Consider the following 26,433-nt stretch of genomic DNA (forward strand, 5'->3'; position numbering starts at 1 on the left):
CCTTAGGGGCAAAACCCATTGTTTGAATTAACTGTACACCAATGCGCAAGCTGGCGGCATCAAGGGACCCGGGTTCGCCATGGCACAAACATATGACTTCATTATCGCAGGGGCCGGTTCGGCGGGCTGTGTGCTGGCAGACAAGCTGACAGCGAATGGCCGCTACACTGTGCTGCTGATCGAAGCAGGCGGCACAGACCGGCGGTTTTGGATCAAGGTTCCAGTGGGTTACGGGTTCACCTTTTCGGACCCAGCAGTGAACTGGCGCTATTCGGCGGCACCGGATCCGGGCCTGAACGGGCGCCAGGCCTATTGGCCGCGGGGCAAGGTTCTGGGCGGTTCCAGCTCAATCAACGCGATGGCCTATGTGCGCGGGTTGCCGCATGATTTTGACGACTGGGAAGCGGCTGGCGCCAAGGGCTGGGGCTGGAAAAATGTCCGCCGCAGCTATGAAGCGCTGGAATGCCATGATGAGTGGCAGGGCGGCAATCGACGGCTGCGGGGCAAAGGCCCGGTGCGGGTCACCGATCTGAGCGAGCGGATGCATCCTTTTGCCCGGAACTTTCTGGCCGGTGCCCGGGAAATGGGCTGGCCGTTCCTGCCGGATATGAACGCGCGCGCTGAAGCCGGGGCCAATACGCTGCCGGGTGAAGGCATGGGCTATGTGCGCAGCACGGTGAAAGACGGGCGGCGCTGGTCCTCGGCTGACGCCTTCCTAAGGCCCGCAATGAAGCGCGGCAATCTGACCGTGGTCAGCGGCGCGCTGGTGGAAAAGGTGCTGACAGCGGGCGGACGGGCGACTGGCGTGGCCTACCGGGTGAAGGGCCGGGTGATACAGGCAAAGGCGGCGCGGGAGGTGATCCTGAGCGCTGGCGCGGTGAACTCGCCGCAGCTCCTGCAATTGTCCGGCATCGGCCCGGCAAATCTGCTTCAGCGCCATGGCATCGAAGTCGCCCATGATCTGCCGCAAGTGGGGCAGGGGCTGCAGGATCATCTGGCGGTGTCGCATTTCTTTTGGGCCAATACGGCAACTTTGAACGACAGGCTGGGCAGCTTTGCCGGGCAGATGAAGGCCGGGCTGCGCTATGTGCTGACCCGTAACGGACCCTTAAGCGTTCCGGTGAACCAGTGCAGCGGTTTTGTCCGCACCAAAGGCGCAGCACTGCCGGATGTGCAGGTCTACTGCAACCCGGCGTCTTATTCGACACGCGCCAGCGGCAAGCCGCAGATCGACAAGGACAACGGGTTCCTGCTGTGCGTGCAGCCAAGCCGGCCGACCAGCCGGGGGCAGATCACAATCCAATCCGCCGACCCGGCGCAGGCGCCGCGGATCGAGCCGAACGCGCTGTCAACCGACGAGGATAAGGCAACCGCGGTGCGTGCCAGCCATCTGCTGCAAGCATTGGCGCAGACCCCGGCCATCCGGAACGTCACGCGGGAGCGGCGGGCGCCGGATATTCTGGAAATGGACGATTTGGCGCTGCTGGAGAATTTCCGGGAACGCGCCGGCAGCGTGTTCCATGCGGCCTGCACCTGCCGGATGGGCAGGGATGCAGCCGACTCGGTGCTGGACGCGCGGCTAAGGGTGCATGGCATGGACGGACTGCGGGTGATCGATGCGTCCGCGTTCCCGAATGTGACCTCGGGCAACACCAATGCGCCTACCATGATGCTGGCGGCGCGTGGCGCGGAACTGGTTCTGGAAGACAATGAAAACAGGCCGTTGGCGGCTGAATGACAGGGAACCCCGTGATGAAACTCGACAAGATCGAAACCTTTGTGTTCGGCAATCCGCCGCCGCGCCACGGCGGGCGGTATTTCATCTTTGTGCGTCTGACCACCGCTTGCGGCATCACCGGAGCGGGGGAGATTTACAACGCCACATTCGGCCCCGATCTGTGCTGTGCGATGGCCGAGGAGATGTTTGCGCGCCAGTTCGCAGGCTGTGATCCGCATCATATCGAGAAGCTGTGGCGCAAATCTTATGGCGCGGGATACACGCTGCGGCCTGACGTGACCGTGATGGGCGTGCTCAGCGGTTTGGAAATGGCCTGCTGGGACATCATCGGCAAGGCAGCCGGCAAGCCGGTTTATGAGCTGATGGGCGGCCAGGTGCACGAGAAACTGCGCAGCTATACTTATTTGTACCCGGCGGACGGCGACGTCTACCCGGACCCGGACACGCCCAATGTCTACAACGACCCGGACATGGCGGCAGAGGCGGCCCTGATACAGGTGGACAAGGGCTTCACCGCGGTGAAGTTCGACCCTGCCGGGCCGTATACGATCTATGACGGGCATCAGCCGCGGCTGGAGGATCTGGAGCGCAGCGAGATGTTCGTCAAACGCATCCGCGAGGCGGTCGGCACCCGCGCCGATCTGTTGTTCGGCACCCATGGCCAATTCACCGTCTCCGGTGCCAAACGCATGGCGCGGCGGCTTGAACCCTATGAGCCGCTGTGGTTCGAGGAGCCGACCACGCCGGAAAACCCCGCCGATATGGCCGAGGTGGCGCGGTTTACTTCGGTGCCGATATCCACCGGCGAGCGGCTGTGCACCAAACATGAATTCGCCCGCGTGCTGGAGGCCGGTGCTGCGTCAATCCTGCAGATGGACCTGGGGCGCGTTGGCGGCCTGCTGGAGGCCAAGAAAATCGCCAGCATGGCCGAAACACGGCAGGCGCAGATTGCGCCGCATCTCTATTGCGGGCCGGTGGTGGCGGCGGCGAATATCCAGATTGCAACCTGCAGTCCGAATTTTCTGATCCTGGAGTCGATCGGCACCTTTGAGGGACCGTATATGTCCTGTCTCAAATCCTCGATCACTTGGGAAGACGGCTATGTGATCCCGTCGGCCGAGCCAGGGCTGGGCATCGAACTGGACGAGGCCGCAATTGCCGCTAGCCCTTACACCGGCAGCGAATTGCATCTGGAACTGGCGCAGGAGCCGGTGGTGCAATAAGGGGACCTGCCCCCTAACGCTGACAGCGCCGTTGACTGGCACCGGATCAGCAGCGGCGCCCGCCGGGCGGGTATGACTGCCCTGGCGGCGGCAACCTGTCCGCCGCAAAGACCGCCCCGGCTGCAGAAGCCGGGGCGTCTACCGCTTTGGCGTTAACAACCGCCTCACCGCTGGCCGGAGGGTCCGGCGGCGTAGAGACAGAGCAGATCATTGGCGATGGTGGCCGCGGCGATGGCGGTGATCTCAGAGATGTCATAGGCCGGCGCGACTTCGACCACGTCCATGCCGGCCACGTCGATGCCCGCCAGCCCGCGGATGATCTCCTGCGCCTGATAAGGGCTAAGGCCGCCAATCACCGGCGTGCCCGTTCCGGGGGCCGAGGCAGGCTCCAGCGCGTCGATGTCGAAGGTGACATAAGTTTTGCTGTCGCCGGTGATGGCGCGGATTTTCTCTGCCACCGCCTCGGGGCCGGTTTTCTGAACCTCGATGGCGTCGATGATGTTCATGCCCATCGGGTCGGGGTTGTGGGTGCGGATGCCGACCTGGACCGAGCGGGCGGGATCCACCAGCCCTTCGCGGATGGCGTGCCACAGCATGGTGCCGTGATCGATGCGGCCTTCCTCGTCCGCCCAGGTGTCGGAGTGGGCGTCGAACTGGATCAGGCTGAGGGGCCCGTGTTTCTCCGCATGCGCCTTTAGCAGCGGATAGGTTATGAAATGATCACCGCCGATCGACAGCAGCGCGGTATCACTGGCCAGCACATCACGGGCGGCCTGGGTGATCTGGCCCGGCACCTTGTGCGGATAGCCGTAATCGAACTCGCAATCGCCATAATCGACCACCCGCAGCGCCTCGTATGGGTCCGCCTCCCAGGGCCAGGGTTTCGACCAGGCGATATGACTGGAGCCTGAGCGTACAGCGCGCGGCCCCAGACGGGTGCCGGAGCGGCTGGAGACCGAGAGGTCAAAGGGCACGCCCATCACCGCCACATCCGCGCTGCTGAGGTCGCGTGTATAGCGGCGGCGCATAAAGCTGAGCGCGCCGGCATAGCTGGCCTCGGCAATCACGCCGCGGTCACTGCTGCGGGTGAAAGCCAGGTCGCCCTGTACGGGGTTCACGCTGGAGGTTTCGGTCATCTGGGGCTCCGTTAGGTTGAAATTCCGGTCGGCCCCAGTTTGAAATCCGTTCTTATGCCGGTAAACTTGGCAAAGGACATATATCAATAGGTATAGATTTGAACGCTGAGTTTCCCCATCCTCCGTTGGCCGCCAGCTGGGTGACCGCCCTGGCTGCTATGGCAGAAACACTTGGCACTGACCGCTTTCCCGGTGTGCTGCGGCAAATTCTGTCGCAGTGCTGCAGCTTTGATTCGATGGTCATCTCACGCTATGAGGGCGCGCTGCCGCCTGTCTCGCTGTATCAGGATCTGGATGAGCTGCAGGCGGCGATTACCGTGGAGTTCTATGCCAGCGGCCCCTATCTTCTGGATCCGCTGTATCAGGCCTGCCGCAACGGCTGCACTCCGGGGGCCTACCGGCTGATGGATCTGGCACCAGAGGCGTTCTACCGGTCGGAATACTACCGCGCCTTTTACCGCAAGATCAGCATCAGCGACGAGATCGGCGTGCTGGTACAAGACGGGGCAGAGCGCTGGATCATCGTCTCGCTGGCCCGTTTTTCCCGCCGGCAACGGTTTGAGGCAGCGGATACCGCGCGGCTGAATGCAGTGTTCCAAGTGATCTCAACTGCGGTTCTGCGGCAATGGGGACAGGCAGAGACGGCAGCACAAGGTTTCCAGAGGCCCGATTGGGAGGACCGGATGCAGACATTCGGCACCGGCGTCCTTAGCCCGCGGGAACGCGAGGTGGTGCAGCTGGTCCTGCAGGGGCATTCGACACCCTCGGCCGCCGCGTATCTTGGGATTGCAGAGGGCACTGTCAAAGTCCACCGGCATCACGCCTATTCAAAACTGGGAATTGCATCGCAGGCAGAGCTGTTCTCCATGGCCACCCGGCATCTGGCCGGGGCGCGTTAGCTTCGAAAGCAGTGCGGCGGCATTCTGCAGTTTAACCGGACCAGGCCGCCCGCATGAAAAGCGGTCAATTGAGACGGTAAAATCGTGCAGGATGACAAATTAGCGCCATAAATGACCTTATAAACGGTCATTATGCCACAAAAACTGTTGACCATTTCCACACATTCGCGAAAGTCTGCTCTCAAGCCAGGGCTTTAGGCAGGCTGCTGCGCGGGCAGCCGCAAGTCTACTGGACGGTAATCATTGCCAGCAATCCGGAAACAGGAGACCGCCGGATTGCCTTCGGAGCAAAAGATCATGGGAGTGAAATCAAACCGATGCTGACGACACAGGATTACGCCGGTCACGCCGTTCGGATTGCAGAAATCGCATCTGATGCCGCCCGCGGTTACTTCCGCGGCCGGCTTGGGGTTGAATTCAAGGCGGATGAAAGCCCGGTCACCCAGGCCGACAAGGCGATCGAGGACAAGGTGCGCGCCTATCTGACGCAGCATTTCCCCGGCCACGGCATCTTTGGCGAGGAACATGGCTTTGACGGTGCGGACCGCAACGATGTCTGGATCATCGACCCGATCGACGGCACCCGGTCGTTTCTGGCGGGCCACCCGCTGTTCGGTTTTCTGCTCGGGTATTTGCAGGGCGGCGTCCCTCAGGCCGGGGTGATCGGTATGCCTGCCCTGGGGGAGACCTTTCTGGGGGTGCGCGGTGAAGGTGCGACGCTGAACGGCGCCCCGATCCGCGTGTCGGAACAGACCCGGCTGGACCATTCGATCCTGTTCGTCAACGAGGGCGACAAGATCCACCGCGACTATCCGGACTTGTTCGAGCGGCTGATGCAGGCCGGCCAGACCCGCCGCTTTGCCTATGACTGCTATCCGCACGCACTGCTGGCGGCAGGCCATGCGGATGCGGTGATCGACTATGACCTGCAGCCCTATGATTACCTGCCGGTGTCAGCGGTCATCGAAGCCGCAGACGGGGTGATCACCGATTGGGACGGCCTGCCGCTGGGGCTGAACTCGGACGGCCGGGTGATTTCGGCAGCGACTCCGGAACTGCACGGTGAAATGCTGGCGCTGATCAAAGGCTAACCCGGTGGCGGCTGCCTGAATGGGCCGCGTGCCTCTATGCCGGTCAAAAGACCGAAGCTTTGCTTAGAACAATACGCTGCCCGGCGCTTCTGGAAGATCCTCTTTATCCGGGGTCTCCAAGTAGTTGCGCACGGTGGGGTCGATCCGCGGGCTGCGGACCGGGTAGACACCGCAGGCGGCAATCGCCTCGCGCGCCGAGACCCGCTCATCCAGGCGCTTCCAGATCGCCCGCGCCGCATAGGGGCGCGGAAACGGCCGCCAGGCCACCCCCATGGTCATGCCGCGCAGGTACTTCAGCTGCTGACGGTGGGCCGAAAACAGGATGGTCTGCGCCACGCTGCCCTCGCGGGCGCGCTCATGCTCGGTGATGAACAGCCGGTTGCCGCGCAGGGTGACCATGCCTTCGTACCGCGAAATCTGCCGGATGCTTTGCTCGGGATCATGGGCGATTTCCAGGTTGCGGGACAGGATATACCCGTCCTGCTCAATAAACCGGGTCAGCGAGCAGAATATCCCCTCGTCCCAGGACGGGGTGCGGAAATAGGCGTGGTAAAAGCCCAGGTAGCGCTTGAGATTGCGCTGCTGGCCGCGGAACGGCGACAGGAACCGGTCTGCCGGGCTGTGCTGCACCGGGCCTGCGGCTGCCTCCAGCCGGGTTTCGAATTCAGCGTTCGCGGTGAACAGCTGCGCCTCCGGGATCGAGAAATACCGGGCGATCCGGCGCAGGTTGTGGGCGGCGGGCAGGCTGCTGCCATTAAGGTAGCGGTTGAATTGCTGGCGGTTGATTCCGATCTCGCGGCAGATCTGCGCGATGCTGCCATGTTCGGCGCAAAGCGAGCGCAGGTTTTCTGAAAAACTTTCCGGCAATGCCCAGTATCCTTCGCGAATTGACGCTGGTTCGGTTCTTAAAGCGTCAGTTCGCGCATGTTTGCACAGTTCCGTATTTGAAGAAACCGGGTTTTCTAGAAGGACCGCAACCCAGCCAGAGACCGCAATGCCCGCTGCAAGCACCCTTCATCACTGGATCCCGATGCCGGATGGACGCCGTCTTGCGGCACGCCTGTGGATGCCGGAGGGCACCGGTGACAGCGAGGGCGATTTTGATGACGAATTTTCCGAACAGGAATTGTGCGACGGCAAGGCCGTGCCGGCCATCACCGGCCGGGCCGGCACGTGGGAGCGCCGCTATCCGCATCTGTCCAAGCTGGCAGGTCGCCATCGATACAGAAAGCACCATGTTTTGCGACGGGCAGAATTTCTATCTGACCCGCAAATTGCGCGCCACCGAAGGCGCGGATGAAACGGAAGTCCTGACAAAGGAATGGGCTGAAACCCTTCCGCGCGGGCTTCTTTGATCTGATCTTAAGGGAGGAAACCATGAAGATCGAATGGACCAAAGCGCCGGTGGGGCGCCGCAATTTTCTGAAAGGCGCAACCGCGCTAGGGGCGGCGGCTGCGCTGCCGATGGGCCTGGGCGGCCGCGCCATGGCGGCAGAGGGCGGCACTTTGCGGGTGCGCTCCTACGGTGATTTGCAAAGCATCGACCCGGCGTTTTCCAAGGGTGTGATCGACGAGGAAATCCACGCCTCGATCTACAACAAGCTGATCCAGTACAAGCCCGGCCGCGAATGGGACTGGCAGATGGACGCCGCCGCGATGATCGAACAGGGCGACGAGACCCATATCAAATTCGCGCTGCGCGATGATATCGGGTTCACAAACGGCTTTGGCGCGATGACCGCCGAAGACGTGAAATACAGCTTTGAACGCATCGTCGCGGATGAGACGGAAAGCCCGAACAAGCCCGACATGGGCCCGCTGAGCCACGTCGAAGTGACCGGCGAGCGTGAGGGCACCATCGTGCTGAAGGAACCCTTTGCGCCGCTGTGGAGCATTGCGCTGCCCTATATCACCGGCAACATCGTATCGAAAAAGGCCTGGGAAGCGGCTGGCGGCAAAGCAACCACTGATCCGCTGGCGGAATCCGGTCCCTACCTGCGTGACAGCTGGTCGCCCAAGGAAAAAACCGTGCTGAAGCGCAATCCGGACTGGAAAGGCGACGCGCCCGCCTGGGATACCATTGAGATCCTGCCGATCGACGACGAAAACACAGCCGAGATCGCCTTTGAGGCGGGTGAGCTGGACTTTACCCGCGTCTCGCTTGGGTCGGTTCAGCGTTACCGCGACGGGGTGCCGAATGGCGGCACGCTGCTGGAATACCCGTCGCTCTATTACACCTGGCTGGGCATGAACCTGGATCACCCCAAGCTGCAGAACAAGAAGCTGCGGCAGGCAATCCAGCACGCGATTGATGTGCCCTCGGTGCTGGAGGCCGCCTATTTCGGCGCTGTGGACCCCTCCACCGGCATCATCGCGCCGGGCCTTGCGGGCAACCGCCCGCAGTCGCTGGTGCCGCCGCAGGCGGACTTTGCAAAAGCAGCAGAGCTACTGGCCGAATCCGGCGAGACCAACGTGACGCTGAAGCTCGACACGCTGAACAAGACCACCTTCACCACCGCGGCGCAGGTCATTCAGGCAACGCTGGCGCAGATCGGCATCACGGTTGAGGTCAACGTGCTGGAATCCGGCGCCTTCTGGGCCAGTGCAGACAACGAAGACCTGCAGCTGGTGCTGAACCGCTACTCAATGACACCGGACCCGTATTACGCAACCTCGTGGTTCATTACTGACCAGATCGGCCACTGGAACTGGGAACAGTTCAGCAATGAGGAATTCGACAAGATCCACACCGAAGCCTCGCAGCTGACCGACCAGGCCAAGCGGGACGAGTTGTACCGGCGGGCGCAGGACGTAATGGAGGAAAGCGGCGCTTACCGCTTCCTGACCCATGAGGCGACACCGGTGGTACATTCGGCAGGTGTTGTGCCGGCACTGCGGCCCGACGGGCTTGCACTGCTGCGCTACTTCGGCAAGGCCTGATCCTCCCCAGGGCCTGACCGACTGGCACGGCTGCAATTCGCGGTGCAGCCGTGCCGATTTCCTCCGCACAGCGAGAACAAGGGAGCCATGCGGCCATGTTACTTTATGCACTCCGGCGCTTCGGGCTGGCACTGCTGATCCTGATCGTGGCGGTCACCGTCATGTTCCTGATGATCCGCGCCGTGCCCGGCGATCCGGTCCAGATCATGCTCGGCCCGCGCGCCACGCCAGAATTGCAGGCGCGCCTGACGGCCGAGCTGGCGCTGGACCAGCCGATCTGGAAACAGCTCGTCATCTTTTACGGCAACCTTTTGCAGGGAGATCTGGGAATTGACGTGTTCTCGGGGCGCTCGGTGACCGACATTGTGTTCCAGCAATTGCCGCATACCCTGTGGCTGATCCTGGGATCGATCATCTGGTCCGCCACCCTGGGCATCGGGCTGGGGGCCTATGCGGCGGCGCATCCCAACACGCTGATCGACCGGATCACCGCCGCGATTTCCGTCAGTTTTGTTGCCGCGCCTGCCTTTGTTGTTGCGCTGCTGTCGCTGCTGGTCTTTGCAGTGCATCTGCAGTGGTTCCCGGCCATCGGCGCCGGCGAAGGGTTCTGGGACCGCCTCAACCACCTGGTGCTGCCGGCCTTTGCCATCGGCCTTAGCTGGGTCGGCTATATCGCCCGGCTGGTGCGCGCCTCAATGCTGGAGGTGATGGGCGAAAGCCACATCCGCACCGCCCGCGCCTTTGGCATCAACGAACGCCGGGTGGTGCTGGTCTATGCGCTGCGCATCGCCATTCTGCCGGTGGTCACGGTGATCGGCGTCGGCATGGGGTTCCTTCTGTCTTCCGCCGTCTTTGCCGAGATCGTCTTTGCCCGGCCCGGGCTGGGCAAGCTGGTGATCGACAGCATCACCACCCGCAATTACCCGATCGTGATGGGATCGGTGCTGATCTCAACCGGCCTGTTTGTGGTTTCCACCGCGCTGGCTGATCTGATCAACGCCTGGCTCGATCCCCGCGCCCGCACAGCGCATTAAGGAGGGCGTTATGACCAAATCCCGTTCCGAACTGGGCCAGATCATCCACGGCGTCGCCCGCGACCCGCTGGGGCTGATGGGGCTGATCATTGTCGGCACCATTGTGTTCTGCGCCGTCTTTGCCATCTGGATCGTGCCCTATGATCCAGTGGCGATGAACATCAAGGACCGCCTGCAAGGCCCGTCCGCCGCCCATATCCTGGGCACCGACCAGCTGGGCCGCGATACGTTCTCGCGCGTCGTCATGGGCGGTCAGGTGGCGCTGAAAGTGGCGCTGCCCGCGGTATTCGGCGCCATGGCCATCGGCCTGACGCTGGGGATGATCGCAGGCTACGGGCCGAAATGGCTCGACAACCTCTTGATGCTGTTCTTTGACACCATCCGGTCCTTTCCCACCGTGATGTTTGCCCTGGCCGTGGTGGCGCTGGTGGGGCCAAGCCTGCAAACCGTGGTTGTGGTGGTCATGGCGACGTCGATCCCGACCTATGGCCGGGTGGCGCGGACCCAGACGCTGACCCTGCGCAATTCCGAATTCATTCTGGCCGAACGCTCGATGGGGGCCAGCATGAAGCGCATTCTGGGTGTGCATATGCTGCCCAATATCGTCGGCGTGCTGGCGGTGCTGGCGGCGATGGATATCCCCACCGTGATCGCGCTGGAGGCCGGGCTGTCCTTCCTTGGCCTTGGGGTGAAACCGCCGACGCCCAGCTGGGGCGCGCTGCTGAAAGACGGCTATTCGCTGATCCGCCAGACGCCGTGGCTGGTGGTGGGCGGGGGCTTGCCGATCATTCTGGCAACGCTTGGCTTCACCTTTCTGGGCGAGAGCCTGCGCGACGTGGTTGACCCGAAACTGAGGAAACAGCGATGACTGATACTCTTCTGGAAATCGACCGCCTCAGCGTCGACTATGAGACCGCCCGCGGCGACCTGCGCGCCTTGCGCGATATCAGCTTTGATGTGCGCAAAGGCGAGATTGTCGGCATCGTCGGCGAGTCGGGATGCGGCAAATCCACCCTGATCTCGTCCATTCTGCGGCTGACCGCGCCGAACACCCGGTTCCGTCAGGGCGAGGTGCGGTTCAAGGGCGAAGACCTGCTGCAACTGCCGGAGCGCAAGATGCGGGATCTGCGCGGCGCCGATATCTCTATCGTGTTCCAGGACCCGATGCAGACCCACAATCCGGTGCTGTCGATCGGCCAGCAGATGCTGGATATCCAGCACCGCTCCAAGGCGTCAAAACCCGACAAACGGGCACGCGCAGCACAGATGCTGGGTGCGGTCGGCATTCCGGACCCGGAGGCCCGGCTGGATCAGTTCCCGCATGAGTTCTCCGGCGGCATGCGGCAGCGGATCGCCATCGCCATGGCGCTGATGTCGGAACCCGATCTGCTGATCGCGGACGAGCCGACAACAGCGCTGGATGCCACGCTGGAGGTGCAGATCATCGAGCGCCTGCAGGAACTGCAGCAGGAATTCGACTGCGCCATCCTGTTCATCTCGCACCATCTGGGGGTGATTGCCGAGCTTTGCGACCGGGTGGTGGTGATGTACGCCGGCGCGGTGATTGAAAGCGGCGACGTGCGCGAGATTTTCCACGATCCCAAGCATCCCTACACCCGCCGTCTGATCGACTGCGACCCCGGCCACATCAAGGAACGCGCCCGGGTTCTGCCCACCATCCCCGGCGAGGTGCCGGATCTGGCCAACCTGCCCGGCGGCTGCATCTTCCGCGACCGCTGCGACCAGGCAATGCCGCGCTGTGCCGCCGAGGTGCCGCCGCTGACGCAACTGAAAGAAGGCCACCACGCGGCCTGCTGGCTGAACCATGAGGAGGCCGCGACATGAGCCTGCTGGATGTCAAAAACCTCAAGACCAGCTATGGGCCGGTCAATGTGCTGGCCGGTGTCAGCTTTACCGTTGAACCCGGCGAAACTTATGCGCTGGTTGGTGAAAGCGGCTCCGGCAAGACCACGGTGATCCGGGCGATTGCCGGGATGGCGCCGGCACAGGAGGGGTCCGTCAAATTCGACGGCCAGGAAATCCGCGGTGCCTCGGAACGGGAACTGCGCCCCCTGCGCAAGGACATCGCGATGATGTTCCAGGACCCGGTCGGCAGCCTGTCGCCGCGCCTGACCATCCGCAGCCTGATCACCGAACCCTACCGCATCCAGGGCATGAAGGACCGCGATCTGGACGCCGAGGCCAAGCGCCTTTTGGAAATGGTGAACCTGCCCGCGCATTTTGCCGACCGTTATCCCTATCAGCTGTCGGGCGGGCAGGCACGGCGGGTGGGTGTGGCCCGCGCGCTGGCGCTGGAACCCAAACTGATCCTGGCGGATGAACCCACCGCAGGGCTTGACGTGTCCGTGCAAGGGGAACTGCTGAACCTGATGAACGACCTGCGGGAGCGGCTGGGACTGGCGATGGTGATCATCACCCATAACCTGAACGTGGTGCGTCATGTGGCGGACCGGATGGGCATCCTCTATCTGGGCCGCCTGGTCGAGGAAGGCACCACCGAGGCGATCTTTAAGCACCCGCGCCACCCCTACACCCGCTGCCTGCTGAGCGCGAACCCGGAACCCGATCCCGACGCCCGGCTGGAACGCATCGCCCTGAAAGGCGAGCCGCCCAGCCTGCTCAAACGCCCCTCGGGCTGCGAGTTCCGCGAACGCTGTCCGTTTGCCCAGGAGTTCTGCATCCAGACCCCGCAATGGGAGGTCGAAAACGGCCACGGACTGCGCTGCCTGGCGCCTCTCGGCTGACATCCTGCAAAGAAAAGAAGACCATGACGCGCACATTGTACTTCAATGGCCCGATCCTGACGATGGATGCGGCCAATTCCACACCCGAGGCGGTACTGACCGACGGCGAAACGATCCGCATGACTGGACCTGCGTCCGAGCTGCGCGCGCAAATGCCAGCAGGCACGCAAGAGGTTGATCTGCAAGGCCAGACCCTGATCCCCGCCTTCATCGACCCGCACGGGCATTTCCCTGATCCCGGCTTTATCCGGCTGTTCCGGGTCAATCTTGCCTCGGCCCCCAGCGGCGACTGCCCCGACATCCCGACCGCGCTGGCCCGGCTGCGGGCAAGGGCGGCGGAAACACCTGCCGGGGAATGGGTGATGGGGGTGCTGTTCGACAATACCGCCATCGCAGAGGGCCGGATGCCGACCCGGGCCGAGCTGGACAGTGTGTCCACGGACCATCCCATTTGGGTCATCCATGCCTCAGGCCACAATGGATCAGCCAATTCACTGGCATTGCAGCTTCACGGTGTGAACCGCGGCACGCCCGATCCTTTGGGCGGGCGGTTCGGGCGCGATCCGGAAACCGGCGCGCTGACTGGTCTGATCGAGGGGTTGTCAGCAATGCGCGAGATGGGCGACACCGATTTCCTGATCAGCCGCGAACGGTTCTGGGCGGGTTTCAACAGCTGCCGCGATGAATACCTGTCTTATGGTGTGACATATGCGCAAAACGCCTGGGCCACGCGCAAGATGCTGGAACATTTCGCCTCGCTGCCCGTCGGTCAGGATCCTGGCTATGACCTGATGCTGCTGCCCATCGGCGAGCTGGAACCTGCGCTGACGGATGGTCCCGATGCACTGGACTGGCCCGGCAATCCGCATTTCACACTTGGCCCGCGCAAGCTGTTCACCGACGGGGCGTTTCAGCTGCAGACCGCATACCTCAGCGCGCCCTATCACCGGCCTGCGGACCCGGAGCACCCCTGCGGGATGCCCTATGCAGCCGAAGCGGACCACCGCCGCGATGTTAAGAAACTGCATGATCTGGGCCACCAGATCCATTGTCATTGCAACGGCGATGCCGGCGCGCAGATGTTCATTGATGCGGTCGCCGCAGCGCTGGAGGCCAACCCGCGGGGTGATCACCGCCACACGATCATTCACGGGCAGGCCCTGCGGGACGACCAGTTGCAGCGGATGGCCAAACTGGGGATCACCGTCAGCTTCTTTCCGGCACATGTGCATTTCTGGGGCGACCGGCATTACGACACTTTCCTGGGGCCGGACCGTGCCGGGCGGATCTCTCCCTGTGCCTCGGCTGAGCGGTTCGGCGTGCGCTACACCATCCACAATGATGCCTCGGTGACGCCGACCCGGCCGATCCATCTGGCCCATTGCGCGGTGAACCGGCTGACCGCCAGCGGGCGGCGGCTGGGCGAGGATCAGCGGATCAGTGTGTTGTCCGCCCTGCGCGCACAGACCATCGATGCCGCCTGGCAGGTTTTCAAGGAGGACAGCCGCGGCTCCATCGAGGCTGGCAAGCTGGCGGATTTTGCAGTGCTGAACCGCAATCCGCTGGAAGACCCTGACAGCATTGAGAGCACCAAAGTAACGCAGACCATCCGCCGCGGCAAAACAGTCTGGATGCAGGGACAATGACAGGCTTGCAAAAACAACCGCGCATTGCCATCGCCGGTTTCCAGCATGAAACCAATTGCTTTGGCACCACCAAGGCCGGGCTGGCGGAGTTTGAGATGGCGGATTCCTGGCCTGCCATGCTGCATGGGTCCGAAGTGATCTCTGAGACCCGCGGCATGAACCTGCCCGTCGCGGGATTTGCAGCAGCGGCTGAGGCGGCGGGCATGGCGCTGCTGCCGGTTTTGTGGGCTTCGGCGGAACCGTCAGCACATGTGACGGACCACGCCTTTGAGACCATCTGCGGCAAGCTGCTGGATGGTTTGCGCGCTGCCGGGCCGCTGGACGGGGTATTCCTGGACCTGCATGGGGCAATGGTCACGGAAACACATGCCGACGGCGAGGGCGAGATCCTGCGCCGGGTGCGTGCCCTGGTAGGGCCGGACCTGCCCATCGTGGTCAGCCTGGACCTGCACGCCAATATCTCGGCGGCGTCGGTCGATCTGGCCTCTTACATTGCGATTTTCCGGACCTATCCGCACTTGGACATGGCAGAGACCGGCGCGCGCTGCGTGCCGGTGCTGCAGAGGCTGCTGGCGGGGGAGCGGCTGTGTAAGGCGTTCCGGCAGATGGATTATCTGATCCCGCTGCATGCGCAATACACTGGCGCAACACCCGGTAAGCAGCTTTATGCATCTCTGCCGCCGCTGGAGCAGGGCGGGGTTGTTGCGGATATTGCTTTGGGGTTCACTGCGGCGGATTTCCCGGACACACGGCCCTCATCCGTTGCCTATGGCCCAACAGCTGCGGCGGCAGAACAAGCGGCTGACCGTATCGCGGTGCTGTTCGCCGAGTTGGAATCGCAGTCGGAACACCCGATGCTGACGCCGCAGCAGGCCGCGGCGCTTGCCTGTCAGCCGCGCGCGGGCAAGCCGGTGGTGCTGGCGGATGTGCAGGACAATCCGGGTGCGGGCGGCACCTCGGACACCACGGAATTATTGGCAGCATTGGCCGAGGCGGGTGCGCAAGGCGTGCTGATGGGGCTGTTTCATGATCCGCTTACAGCAGAGGCGGCGCATGAGGCCGGGCAGGGGGGCATCTTTCGCGCCGCCCTTGGCGGGCGGTCAGGCACCCCCGGTGATCAGCCCTATGAGGCAGAGTTTCAAGTGGTCGTGCTTGGCGATGGAATGTGCCGTTACACCGGCGAAATGTATGGCGGCGGGGTGGCCACGCTCGGCCTCACGGCCGCAATCCGGCTGCATGGGGTCGAGGCGGATATCACGCTTGTGGTGACCAGCGTCCGCAATCAATGCCTGGATCTGGCGCATTTCACCCACATCGGGCTGCAGCCAAAGAGTTTCCGCACCATCTGCGTCAAAAGCACCGCCCATTTCCGCGCCGATTTCGAGCCGGTGGCAAGTGCGGTCTATGCGGTTGCCGCACCAGGTGTGTTCCCCTGCGATCTGGGCTCGTTTCCCTATAAAAACCTGCATCCGAACGTAAAAGCCGCCCCTGCAAAAGCCTGAGGCTTGTTGCACGGGCGGAGTTTGCAAGCGGCCATAGACACCGCTTGCGGGGGAGGATCAGTCGTCGTCTTCGCCGTTCTGGTAGGGCACCACCAGCGTCGGGATCTGCGACCGGCGCAGCACCCGTTTGGCAACAGTGCCCAAGAAGGTATGGGAGAACCCGTGATCATGGGCGCCCAGCACAATCAGATCGCAGCCCAGCTCAACCGACCGGCGCAGGATCACCTCTGCCGGGTGGCCGTCGGTCACCTCGACCGAGGTGACCTGATCGCGGATCTTGGCATCATCGCCCTCCAGCGCCGCCCAGAACCGGGCCTGCCGTTCGGCCAGCACCTTCTTCACCATCTCGTGCCGCCGTTTGGCCGCTGATTTGCGGGTTTCGTCGTTCAGCACAAACATCTCGAAGGTGATCCTGGCATCATCCGAGATCGGCTCATTCACGTGCAGCACGTGGATTTCCGCCCCCGTCGCCTGCGCCAGACTGGCCGCATGGCGCAATGCGTAGGGCGAGTTCTGCGACAGATCGGTGGCAAACAGGATGTTGGTGATCATCGGTTTCATATCAGATCCTTTCACATCAATAGCCAAACAGCCGCGGCAGCCATAGCGAGATTTCCGGGAAGAACGCGATAACGAAAATCGCAATCGTGTTCACCGCAGCAAAGGGCAGGGCGCGCAACGATATCTGCTCGATCGAGATGTTCGATATGCCCGAGGCAATGAACAGGTTTTCCCCCAACGGCGGTGTCTGGAAACCGATACCCAGCGTACAGACCATCACCACGCCGAAATGGATCGGGTCGATGCCGACCGAATAGGCCACCGGCAGCATCACCGGAACCAGGATCAGGATGGTTGCCAGGGTTTCCATGAACATGCCGACAAACAGCAAAAAGAAGATGATCAGCGCCCAGATCACATAGAGGTTCTGGGTAAAGCTCAGCATGCTGTCGGCGATGATTGCCGGGATCTGGTTTTCCACCAGCAGCCGGCCAAACACAGTGGCAGTGAACAGGATCAAGAGAACACGGCCCGTCAGCCAAGTGGTGGCCTCCAGCGATTGGAACAGCGACGACCAGGTCAGCTCGCGGTAGATGAACACACCAACCGCCAGTGTATAGAAGATCGCGACAATGGCGGCCTCGGTCGGGGTGAAGAAGCCGGTGTAGATACCGCCCAGAATCACCAGCGGCGCCATCAGCGACCAAAAGCCCCGGTACATCTCGCAGCCGACATTGCGGAACGACCAGCCCTCAGCCATGCCTTTGTAGCCGCGCTTTTTCGACATGAAGTAGTTCAGGATCAACAGGCTGGTGGCAATCAGGAAGGCGGGCATAAAGCCGGCGATGAACAGTTTCGAGATCGAGACCGACTGGAAAGTGCCGAATTTCTCGACCGCTTCCGGCGGCGGCGCCATGCCAAGGGCGGCAATGCCGAAAATCACCATCGGAATCGACGGCGGGATGATGATGCCGAGGCCGCCCGACGATGCGGTGACTGCCGAGGCATAGCCTTTTTCATAGCCGCGGTCGATCATTGCCGGGATCATCAGCATGCCAACGGCGGCCGTGGTGGCCGGGCCGGAGCCGGAAATGGCGCCAAAGAACAGGCAGGCCATCACGGTGGCGGCAGAAATACCGCCGGTGAACGGCCCGGCCAGGCTTTCAGCGACATTGATCAGGCGTTTCGAGATCCCCGCAGCCTCCATCAGCGCGCCGGCCAGAATGAAGGCAGGCAGGGCCATCAGCGGGAACGATCCGACCGAGGTAAAGGCGATCTGCACAAATTTGATCGGGTTCTCATCCAAGTACAGGAACGACACCAGCGAGGCGACGCCAAGCGCCACCGTGATCGGAGCGCCCATCAGCAACAGCACCAGGAACGATCCGAACAGAATTGAGACGATTTGAGTTTCCATGTTTTTCTCCCTGTCCGGCGCTTACTTGCCGCGCTCTGCTTCGGTGGCAGCCTTGATTTCATCAAGGTCGATCTGATCGGGGTCGTGGATTTCCTCGCCCTTGATCAGCTTCTTGTAGTTCACCTGCAGAATACGGATGGTCATCAGGGTGAAGGCGATTGGCAGCACCATGTAGACGTATTTCATCTCGACGCCCAAAGTCTGGGATTTCCAGAACTTGTTCATCTTGTTGAAGACAAAGTCGTAGGCCAGCCAGATGAAATACACATTGAAGAAGATCCAGAACAGATCTGCAAAAGCTTCGATGTATTTGATGTAGCGTTCGGGCAGGAATTTGAATTGAAACGTCACCCGGTTGTGCGCGCTTTTCAGGGCTGCATAGCTGGCACCGAAAAACACAAACCAGACGAACATGTAGACCGACAGTTCTTCGATCCATGAAAATGAATGGCCGAACACCTCGCGCGAGACGATCTGCACAAACAGCAGAATGACAAAGCCGGACAGCAATAGGCGGCAGATATAGCTTTCTATATTGTCCAGAAATTTCCAGAACATTGTGTACTCCTCCCCTGTGCAAAGCAGCGCACGTGGCGCTGCTTTGTTATTTTTTATATATTTACCAGAGGCTTACTGAACCGGGTCACGGCCGATGGTGGTCAGCACCGTGTTCAGCTTCTCGACGCCGCCGATGGAGTCATAGAACTGCGGCCACACAGCTTCGGTTGCCAGCTTGATGAACTCGGCCTCATCATTTGCCGGATCGTCGATCTGCATGCCCTTGGCCAGCAGGCCTTCTTTGATCTCGGCTTCGATGTCGCGCAGATACTGCGCCGATTTCACGGTCGCTTCCTTACCCGCTTCGATCAGGATCTGCTGGTCTTCTTCGGACAGGTCCTGGAACACCGCCTCGGAGACGATCAGCGGCTCGATCGAGAAGATGTAGCGCAGGTTGGTCACATATTCCTGCACTTCATAGAACTTCATCGCGTTGATGGTGGTGTAGGGGTTGTCCTGGCCATCGACAACTTTGGTCTGCAGACCGGTAAAGGTCTCGGACCAGGCCATCGGGGTCGGGTTGATGCCCCAGGACTTGTAGGTCTCGATCATAATTTCGTTCTTGGGAACGCGGATGACCAGATCCTGCAGGTCGGCAACATTGGTGACCGGTTTCTTGGAGTTGGTCAGGCGGCGGAACCCGGTGTAGGTCCAGGCCAGGATGCGCACGCCGGCATCACGGATGGTGTTTTCGGTCAGTTCCTGGCCGATCGGACCCTGGGTCAGTTTTTCCGCATCTTCCAGCGACAGGATCACATACGGCAGGGTGAAAACGCCGACCGACGGCGAAAACGGTGTGACGTTGTTGATTGCCAGCAGGGACATGTCCAAGGTGCCGATTGCGGCCTCGTTCACGGTGTCCTGCTCCGAGCCCAGCTGACCGTTGAGGAACATGGTGCCGGTATGCGCACCGCCGGATTTTGCTTCCAGCGCTTCAATGAAAAACTTGCCGGTGCCTTCCTGCGAGCTGCCGGCGCCGTCGCCCACCGCAATCTTAAAGTTTTTGGCGGATACAGCGCCGGTGGTCAGCATCGCGGCGGCAGAAACGGCTGCGGTCAGCGTGCAGACCTTTTTGAGAAATGACATAACTTCCTCCCGTATTGTCATCTTGAAGACAAGGCGCGCGCTGGCACGCCCTCCATAGCGCTTGCACCAGTCCGATCCTGCCTTGCTGGCGAGAGGCTACATTGCGTTTCATGTTTCTAGAATGTAAACTTCTGATATCAAGGTTTCACAAATATCGAACTTTAAGATGAGCCGCAAAACACACGTCAAACATGTCGCCGATGCCGATCTGAAACTGCTCAGGGTGTTCAGGGCCGTGGCCGAAAGCGGCGGGCTGGCCGCCGCCGAGACCGAGTTGAACATCGGCAAATCGACCATTTCAAAATACATCGCCGACCTGGAGCTGCGGCTGGATCTGAAGCTGTGCAACCGCGGCCCGGCGGGGTTCTCGCTGACGGACGACGGCAGCAAAGTGCTGAAATCCGCCGAGGGACTGCTAACCTCGGTGTCGGATTTCCGCGCCGAAGTGAACGAGATCAAGCAGCAGATGGCCGGCACCATCCGGATAGCCCTGTTCGACCAATGCGCCTCCAACCCCGAAGCCTTTGTGCCGGGCGGGATCCGGGTCTTTAACAAGGCCGCGCCTGCGGTGGAGATCGAACTGTCGCTGGAGCCGCCGAACCTGATTGAAACCAAGGTGATCAGCGGCCAGCTGGATATCGGCATCCTGGCGCTGCACCGGCCTTCTCCCAGCCTGGATTACATGCCGCTATATGGAGAAAACATGTTTCTTTATTGCGGCAAGGGGCATCCGTTCTTTGACTGCGACCACACCAGCCTGGGCCTGCGGGATGTGCAGGCGATGAATTATGCAGGCATCCGGGTAAATTCACCCAACCTGCATGTGGGGCAGAAACTGGGCTTCCGCCGCTCTGCCAAGGTGCAGAACGAACAGGCGCTGGCGATCCTGATCATGTCGGGCAGCTATCTGGGATTTCTGCCGGATCACCTGGCCGCCGGTTTTGTCGGCAGCGGCCTGATGCGCAAAGTCCTGCCCAGAGACGTCTTTTACCGCAGCCAGTTTGCCGCCGTCACCCGCAAGCGGCCCGCGGTAAACCGTATCACCAAACTGTTTCTGGACACGCTGGTTGCGGCGCACTCGGGGCAGGCAGCAGAGGTTTGATGCAGCTCAGCCGCCGCGCAGCTGCTCCGGCAAAATCCGACGCAGATCAACCCGAACCGGCCAGTTCCGGCCGCTGACCCCGTGCCTAAATGATGTCCAGCGACACCTTGACCCGGTCCATTACAACCGACGAGGTAAAGCGGCTGACATTGGATTCATCAAAGAAATACTCCTGGGTGAAGGCCTCATATTCCTTGATATCGCCCACGATGATCACAAGGATGAAATCAGCCTCGCCAGTGGTGTAATAGCATTGCTGCACCTGACTGGCCTGGCGCATCTTGCGCTTGAAGGCGTCCAAGTGCATCCGGCTTTCGCGCTCCAGAACCACTTGCACGATCACCGTCATCTCCCGCCCCAGCCGGGCCGGGGACAGAATGGCGATTTCCTTTTCGATCACACCGGTATCGCGGAGCTTTTTCAACCGTTTCTGCACCGCCGGCGCCGACAGGCCGATCTCATGGCTGATGGCTTCGGCGGTCAGTTGCGCGTTGGACTGTATCAGCCGGAGGATATCGTGGTCTTTTTCATCCATAGCTGATTTTTCCCCTGCTTCGGCAGGAATGACAACTCGAATCCGCAAGACCGCGGACGCACGGGGCTGGAAAATCTGCAGCCATCGCGCTCAAAGACGCGCGCGAGAACCCTGATTTAACGGGGAGGCCGTCGCCGACCGGATGGTGTCTGAGGTCTGCGTCGGCTGCCACAACAGCCATGCCGCATCCCCGAAAACCGATTGGCAGCAGGCGGTCTGGACATCGCCATTGCCGAGGCGGACCGGCAGGATGAAATCGGCGCAATTGGCAGAACACTTGTGGAAATGCAGGGGGGACCTGAAAAAGGCCCGCAACGCCGACCAGGAACGTGCGGAAACACAGCGCCAGCAACAAAAGGTGGTGGACAGCTTGCGCACCGGGTTGTCGCGCCTGTCCAAGGTCGACTTTGCCTTCCATCTGACCGAGGCCTTCCCGGAAGAACATGAAGAACTGCGCCTGGACTTCAACCTGACCTCCGAAACGCTGAGTTCTACTGTAGCCCAGGTGATTGGGGCGGCAGGCAGCATCCGCAATGGCGCCGCTGAGATAAGCCAGGCGTCGGGCGACCTGTCGCACCGCACCGAAAGCCAGGCAGCCACGCTGGAACAGACCGCTGCGGCGCTGGATGAGCTGACCGCTTCGGTCAAATCCGCTGCCGAAGGCGCCAGCAGTGTTGAAACCACCATGGCGGAGGCACGCTTGCAGGCCGAATCCAACCGCACCATTGTGCAAAATGCCGTCACCGCCATGGCGGAGATCGAACAAAGCTCGAAACACATTTCGCAAATCCTCAGCGTGATCGACGACATCGCTTTCCAGACCAAAGACGCGGCGATGGAGATCAAGACGCTGATCGGCGACAGCTCAAGATAAGTAGAGCGCGGTGTCGATCTGATCGGCAAGGCAGGCGAGGCGCTGCAAAGCACTGTCGAGCAGGTCGCCCTTACTTCTCAGCTGGTATCCGGCATTGCCGAAGGTGCGGCCGGGCAATCGACCGGGCTGAATGAGATCAACACAGGTGTCATCCAGTTGGACCAAGTCACCCAGCAGAACGCAGCCATGGTGGAAGAGGCCACCGCAGCCGGCCACATGCTGAACACTGATGCCGGCAAACCCTCGGAACTGGTGGCGCATTTCCGGGTAACCGGCGGCAGTGCTGCCCCCGCTCCGGCCATCGCTGCTCTCCAGCCGGGGCCTTCTGCGCATGGCGATGATGACTGGGAAACCGAGACCGCCCGGCGCCTTGCGCGGCTCCCGAAACCGGCCGCGGAAATGCCGCCCGGAATCTCTGGCAGGAATTCCAGCGCCGCCTTGACAGCACCGTACCCGATGGTGCCGCGTCCCGGCTGCCGCATTCGGACGGCCAGGGGAACGATTCTCCGCGGCCCGCGCACCCGCAAAAACGCCTCGCAGAAAGTTACCCGGCCTTTGCGGGCGCTTCACCCAAGGGCAGCTTGAGGCCGGGGCACTCCCTGCAAGATCCCCAAATTCGAATGTGTTCCTACATGACGGTTTGCGCCACCCAGGCTTGCATTTCCGGAACACATACGGTGGCAAACACACGAATAATAAGGGAAAACCCGCGGCTGCCACCGATGGGATCTGAAATTCAAATTTGCGGCATCAAGTTTCCCGGAATTCCGGAAAACTTCATTTGCGATAGGCTTGCGGTACACACTTTTTCAGGACTTTCCTGATTAACACACCTATAGGCCCCGGCTGCAACCGGTGCGCCGCCGCTAGCAGGAGACCTTCGCCAATGCCCCGGACCACGAAATTGCCGCTCAAGCTGAAGCTGCCGCTGATCATGGTAGCGCTGACCGGGGCCTTCCTCGTTATCGTGTCACTGCTGGTTTATTCAATGGCTGAGCGCAGCATCCGGGAAAACGCCTTTGCCGCGCAAAAGATAGAAGCCAAATCCGGCGCTCAGGCGCTGGAATTCCTGATCAGGGCAGCCCGGTCCGATGTTTCCAGCCTGGCCGGCCAGCCCGCAGTATTCCGGGCGATCGGCAACTTCGAACGGGTGATCGGCATGGTCGAAGAAGACGACCCGATCGCCTATCTGAAACAGACCTATGCCGCAGAAAACCCGCATCCAGCGCAGCAGCGCGAGGAGCTGACAGACGCGGGCGACGGCAGCTATTACAACCAGTCGCATGTCACCTATCACCCCACTTTCCTGCAAAGCCTGCGCCTGAACGGCTATCAGGACCTTTATCTGATCAGCGCCAAGGGGCAGGTGGTCTACTCGGTCAAAAAGCAGGATGACTTTCTGACCGGTATCGCGCCGGATGCGGACAGCGGACTGGCCCAAGCATTCAAAGCCGCACTGCAGGCAGAGGCCGGAACGGTGGTCGCCGCAGACTTTGCCGCCTACAGCCACAGTCCCGATGGCGTTGCAGCCTTCCTGGCCGCGCCCGTCTTCTCCAAACGCAAACAGATAGTCGGCGTTATCGCCGTGCAGCTGGGCACCAAGGGCGTCGTCACTGCGCTGACCAGCAATCTGTCGGGCGGCACGCATCAGAACATTTTTGTTGCCAGCAGCGACGGCCTGGCCCGCAGCCCGTCCTCGGTTGAGGGATTGTTCCCGGTGCTGCAGAAAATGCCGGACACCCCGCAGATCCAGGCCGCCAAGGCGCGCGAAGCCGGCCAGTTTGAGGCGGTTGCCTCCTCTCTGGGCGAACGTGCCATAGCTCTGGTGATGCCGCTGGAGCTGCCCGGCTTTGACTGGTCGCTGGTACTGGAAACCGACGAACACACTGCCTTTGCCGTGGTTGAACGCATCCGGCTGATTGCCGCCGGGCTGATCGGCGCCGCTCTGCTGGCAGCCATCGGCGTGTCCTGGCTGGCGGCGCGCAGCGTCACCCGCCCGATCCATGCCCTGCGCGAGGCCACAAATGCGCTGGCGGACAACAACTATGACACCGACATACTGGGCCGCGACCGCGGTGACGAGCTGGGCGACCTGGCCCGCAGCCTTGACAGTTTCCGCGGCAAGCTGAAGGAGGCCGACGCCGCAGCGGCGCGCGAAGTCGAGGCCGCCCGCCACACCGCTGCTGTGGTCGACAGTATGAGCGCAGCCTTGTCCGAGCTGCAGCGCGGCAACCTGACCTGTGACATTCAGGCGCCTTTTGACGGGCATTACGAGACCTTGCGGGAAAACTTCAACCGCAGCCTTGACCGGCTGCGCGGGTCTATGGGCGAAGTGGTGGAGGCGGCGGAAAACGTCGGGCGGTTCTCCGAGGAACAACGGGGCGCGGCTACCGAAATGGCCCATCGTACCGAAAGCCAGGCAGCGACGCTGGAAGAAACCGCCGGCGCCATCCGTGAGCTGACCGGCGGTATCCGCGACACCGCTGACCAAGCGGGCCGGATGGATGAAACCATGCGCGGCGCCCGCAGTGAAGCGGAACAAAGCACCGATGTGGTGACCTCTGCGGTGGCCGCGATGGACCAGATTCAGGAAGCCTCGTCTGAGATTTCCAAAATTATCAACATGATCGACGACATTGCCTTCCAGACCAACCTGCTGGCCCTCAATGCCGGGGTGGAGGCCGCCCGCGCAGGCCCCGCCGGCGCAGGCTTTGCCGTGGTCGCCTCCGAAGTGCGCGCCCTGGCGCAACGGGCCTCAAATGCGGCCGGACAGATCAAGGGACTGACCTCCGCCAGCGAGGAACACGTGGCAAATGGCGTCGCGATGGTGGGCCGTGCGGGGGACGCGCTGACCAGCATCATCGAACAGGTCTCGGCGGTATCCGGGCTGGTCACCGACATTGCCGACGGTGTGCGCACCCAATCGCGCGGGCTGGAAAAAATCGACGGCGCCATGCACCAGCTGGACAATATGACTCAGCAGAATGCCGCCATGTCCGAGGAAGCCGCGGCTGCCAGCCAGCTGCTGCAAAATGAATCGCACAGCCTGACTGGTATCATTGGCCGGTTTGATCTGGGCAGCGGCAGCGCCGCCCCCGCAGCCAGCCACGAGGTCAACAACGCCCCCGGCCGCCTGAGTGCCTAATACCAAACCTGACTGGCTGATGTTCCGCCTCCGCCAGTCAGAAGACAACCTGCAAACCGGCCGCTCTTTCAACATAATCATGTTTACAGGCTTTTTCATTGCAGCCGCAAAGCAGTAATGTCACCCATTGGCAAAGCAGAAGTGTCACTCTCCTCGCATAAGGCAGCGAGGACGAGCGGACTTGGGATGGGTGATGATGAGCGAGCGCGAGTTGAACCGCGTTGAGGTTCTGGCGCAGGTCGATGATGGTCGGTTGAGCGTTGATAATGCGGCGAACCTGCTGGATCTGACACGGCGGCAAATATTCCGGCTGTTGAAGCGGTACCGCCAGGACGGCGCATCCGCGATCCGTCACAAGGCGCGCGGCAAGCCTCCGAACAACCGGTTTCACAAAGCGAAGCGTGACTATGCTCTGAGCCTGATCAAAGAAAATTATTCTGATTTCGGCCCGACGCTGGCGGCTGAGATGCTGGGTGAGCATCACGGGATCAAGGTGTCCCGCGAGACCTTGCGCAAATGGATGATCAAAGACGGCCTTTGGCTGTCCCGCAAACAGCGGCGCCAGTTCCACCAGCCGCGCCTGCGCCGGGAATGTTATGGCGAGCTGATCCAGATCGACGGTTCCGATCATCGCTGGTTTGAGGATCGCGCGCTGCGCTGCACCCTGCTCGTCTTCATTGATGATGCCACCAGCACCTTGATGGAATTGCGTTTTGTGAAGTCGGAAAGCACCTTCAGTTATTTCGAGGCGCTGGAAAGTTATCTGGTTCAGCATGGCCGTCCGGTGGCCTTTTACAGCGACAAGCACACCGTGTTCCGCGTGGCTAAAACCGATGCCAGGAACGGCGCAGGCATGACCCGGTCCGGGCGCGCGCTGAATGAGCTGAACATCGAGATCCTCTGCGCAAACAGCTCTCAGGCCAAAGGCCGGGTTGAACGGGCGAACCGGACGCTTCAGGACCGGCTTGTCAAAGAGCTGAGGCTGGCGGGTACTTCCGACATGGAGGCCGGAAACGCCTTTCTTGAAGGCTTCAAGAACCGCTTCACCGCCAAATTTGCCAAGGCTCCGGCCAAACCGGATAACCTGCACCGGGCGCTGAATGTGGAGCCGGACCGGCTGGCAGAAGTTCTATGCTGGCGTGAGAACCGATATGTCGGCAAGCAGCTCACATTTTCCTATGACCGCAAGCGGATCATGCTGGAAGGTAACCGTCGTTTGCGCCCCACGTTGTAGCGGCCAT

21 protein-coding genes and 2 pseudogenes are annotated in these 26,433 nt (G+C 61.6%); 16 read left to right on the forward strand and 7 right to left on the reverse strand.

What is annotated here, in order from left to right; genetic code table 11:
* Window positions 1-79 precede the first annotated feature (79 nt).
* Complete coding sequence (locus L1069_RS18005) at window positions 80-1,738, forward strand: GMC family oxidoreductase N-terminal domain-containing protein (RefSeq protein WP_237456610.1); 1,659 nt, start codon at window positions 80-82, stop codon at window positions 1,736-1,738.
* Complete coding sequence (locus L1069_RS18010) at window positions 1,735-2,961, forward strand: mandelate racemase/muconate lactonizing enzyme family protein (protein ID WP_237456611.1); 1,227 nt, start codon at window positions 1,735-1,737, stop codon at window positions 2,959-2,961. The genes L1069_RS18005 and L1069_RS18010 overlap by 4 nt, the downstream gene beginning before the upstream one ends.
* A 164-nt stretch (window positions 2,962-3,125) precedes the next feature.
* Here the strand turns inward: L1069_RS18010 and speB are convergent, their stop codons facing one another.
* Entirely contained in the window at window positions 3,126-4,097 is a 972-nt protein-coding gene (gene speB / locus L1069_RS18015; RefSeq protein WP_134831541.1) for an agmatinase, read from the reverse strand.
* 158 nt (window positions 4,098-4,255) lie between these two features.
* Here speB and L1069_RS18020 point away from each other — a divergent pair, with 158 nt between their 5' ends.
* Window positions 4,256-4,996, forward strand: coding sequence for a LuxR C-terminal-related transcriptional regulator (locus tag L1069_RS18020; protein ID WP_237456612.1), 741 nt, complete (start codon window positions 4,256-4,258; stop codon window positions 4,994-4,996).
* Between the two features lie 317 nt (window positions 4,997-5,313).
* Entirely contained in the window at window positions 5,314-6,087 is a 774-nt protein-coding gene (locus L1069_RS18025; protein WP_237456613.1) for an inositol monophosphatase family protein, read from the forward strand.
* A gap of 63 nt (window positions 6,088-6,150) precedes the next feature.
* On the opposite strand, the gene L1069_RS18030 is transcribed toward L1069_RS18025, so the two are convergent.
* The gene (locus tag L1069_RS18030; protein ID WP_129373037.1) at window positions 6,151-6,954 is read right to left on the reverse strand and encodes a helix-turn-helix transcriptional regulator; all 804 of its coding nucleotides are present in this window, start codon (window positions 6,952-6,954) and stop codon (window positions 6,151-6,153) included.
* Between the two features lie 163 nt (window positions 6,955-7,117).
* Here L1069_RS18030 and L1069_RS18035 point away from each other — a divergent pair, with 163 nt between their 5' ends.
* From L1069_RS18035 to L1069_RS18070, 8 genes are all read left to right on the forward strand, one after another.
* Entirely contained in the window at window positions 7,118-7,387 is a 270-nt protein-coding gene (locus L1069_RS18035; RefSeq protein WP_237456614.1) for a hypothetical protein, read from the forward strand.
* A 77-nt stretch (window positions 7,388-7,464) separates the two neighbouring features.
* Window positions 7,465-9,027, forward strand: a complete 1,563-nt coding sequence (locus L1069_RS18040) for an ABC transporter substrate-binding protein (RefSeq protein ID WP_129373035.1) — start codon at window positions 7,465-7,467, stop codon at window positions 9,025-9,027.
* A 95-nt stretch (window positions 9,028-9,122) separates the two neighbouring features.
* Window positions 9,123-10,061 (forward strand): ABC transporter permease, encoded by a 939-nt coding sequence (locus tag L1069_RS18045; protein WP_129373034.1) that lies wholly within the window; start codon window positions 9,123-9,125, stop codon window positions 10,059-10,061.
* A 10-nt stretch (window positions 10,062-10,071) separates the two neighbouring features.
* A complete protein-coding gene (locus tag L1069_RS18050) occupies window positions 10,072-10,929 on the forward strand; it encodes an ABC transporter permease (protein ID WP_129373033.1) in 858 nt (285 codons plus the stop codon).
* The gene (locus L1069_RS18055; RefSeq protein ID WP_237456615.1) at window positions 10,926-11,906 is read left to right on the forward strand and encodes an ABC transporter ATP-binding protein; all 981 of its coding nucleotides are present in this window, start codon (window positions 10,926-10,928) and stop codon (window positions 11,904-11,906) included. Before L1069_RS18050 ends, L1069_RS18055 begins: the two co-directional genes overlap by 4 nt.
* Window positions 11,903-12,826 (forward strand): ABC transporter ATP-binding protein, encoded by a 924-nt coding sequence (locus L1069_RS18060; protein WP_129373031.1) that lies wholly within the window; start codon window positions 11,903-11,905, stop codon window positions 12,824-12,826. Before L1069_RS18055 ends, L1069_RS18060 begins: the two co-directional genes overlap by 4 nt.
* Window positions 12,827-12,849: 23 nt before the next feature.
* Window positions 12,850-14,472 carry an amidohydrolase gene (locus L1069_RS18065; protein ID WP_237456616.1) on the forward strand — a complete coding sequence of 541 codons (1,623 nt, stop codon included), beginning with the start codon at window positions 12,850-12,852 and terminating at the stop codon, window positions 14,470-14,472.
* Window positions 14,469-15,974 carry a M81 family metallopeptidase gene (locus L1069_RS18070; protein ID WP_237456617.1) on the forward strand — a complete coding sequence of 502 codons (1,506 nt, stop codon included), beginning with the start codon at window positions 14,469-14,471 and terminating at the stop codon, window positions 15,972-15,974. The genes L1069_RS18065 and L1069_RS18070 overlap by 4 nt, the downstream gene beginning before the upstream one ends.
* Before the next feature lie 57 nt (window positions 15,975-16,031).
* Here the strand turns inward: L1069_RS18070 and L1069_RS18075 are convergent, their stop codons facing one another.
* From L1069_RS18075 to L1069_RS18090, 4 genes are all read right to left on the reverse strand, one after another.
* The gene (locus L1069_RS18075; protein ID WP_129373028.1) at window positions 16,032-16,535 is read right to left on the reverse strand and encodes a universal stress protein; all 504 of its coding nucleotides are present in this window, start codon (window positions 16,533-16,535) and stop codon (window positions 16,032-16,034) included.
* Window positions 16,536-16,551: 16 nt separating this feature from the next.
* Window positions 16,552-17,892 carry a TRAP transporter large permease gene (locus tag L1069_RS18080; protein ID WP_129373027.1) on the reverse strand — a complete coding sequence of 447 codons (1,341 nt, stop codon included), beginning with the start codon at window positions 17,890-17,892 and terminating at the stop codon, window positions 16,552-16,554.
* A gap of 21 nt (window positions 17,893-17,913) precedes the next feature.
* Complete coding sequence (locus L1069_RS18085; RefSeq protein WP_129373026.1) at window positions 17,914-18,450, reverse strand: TRAP transporter small permease; 537 nt, start codon at window positions 18,448-18,450, stop codon at window positions 17,914-17,916.
* Between the two features lie 72 nt (window positions 18,451-18,522).
* Window positions 18,523-19,536, reverse strand: a complete 1,014-nt coding sequence (locus L1069_RS18090) for a TRAP transporter substrate-binding protein (RefSeq protein ID WP_129373025.1) — start codon at window positions 19,534-19,536, stop codon at window positions 18,523-18,525.
* Between the two features lie 166 nt (window positions 19,537-19,702).
* Between L1069_RS18090 and L1069_RS18095 the strand changes: the two genes are divergently transcribed.
* Window positions 19,703-20,638: a LysR family transcriptional regulator gene (locus L1069_RS18095; protein WP_129373024.1), complete on the forward strand. Its 936-nt coding sequence runs from the start codon at window positions 19,703-19,705 to the stop codon at window positions 20,636-20,638.
* An 85-nt stretch (window positions 20,639-20,723) separates the two neighbouring features.
* Here L1069_RS18095 and L1069_RS18100 read toward each other — a convergent pair whose 3' ends face one another.
* Window positions 20,724-21,173 carry an Lrp/AsnC family transcriptional regulator gene (locus L1069_RS18100; RefSeq protein ID WP_129373023.1) on the reverse strand — a complete coding sequence of 150 codons (450 nt, stop codon included), beginning with the start codon at window positions 21,171-21,173 and terminating at the stop codon, window positions 20,724-20,726.
* Window positions 21,174-21,368: 195 nt separating this feature from the next.
* Here L1069_RS18100 and L1069_RS18105 point away from each other — a divergent pair.
* From L1069_RS18105 to L1069_RS18115, 3 genes and pseudogenes are all read left to right on the forward strand, one after another.
* Window positions 21,369-22,475, forward strand: a pseudogene (locus L1069_RS18105) (methyl-accepting chemotaxis protein); the annotation flags it as partial.
* A gap of 458 nt (window positions 22,476-22,933) precedes the next feature.
* On the forward strand, window positions 22,934-25,192 hold the full coding sequence (locus L1069_RS18110; RefSeq protein ID WP_237456618.1) for a methyl-accepting chemotaxis protein: 2,259 nt from the start codon (window positions 22,934-22,936) through the stop codon (window positions 25,190-25,192).
* A gap of 181 nt (window positions 25,193-25,373) precedes the next feature.
* Window positions 25,374-26,396, forward strand: a pseudogene (locus L1069_RS18115) (ISNCY family transposase); the annotation flags it as partial.
* Window positions 26,397-26,433: the final 37 nt, after the last annotated feature.

The sequence above is a fragment of the Leisingera sp. MMG026 genome (assembly GCF_021654205.1).
Taxonomy (GTDB): domain Bacteria; phylum Pseudomonadota; class Alphaproteobacteria; order Rhodobacterales; family Rhodobacteraceae; genus Leisingera.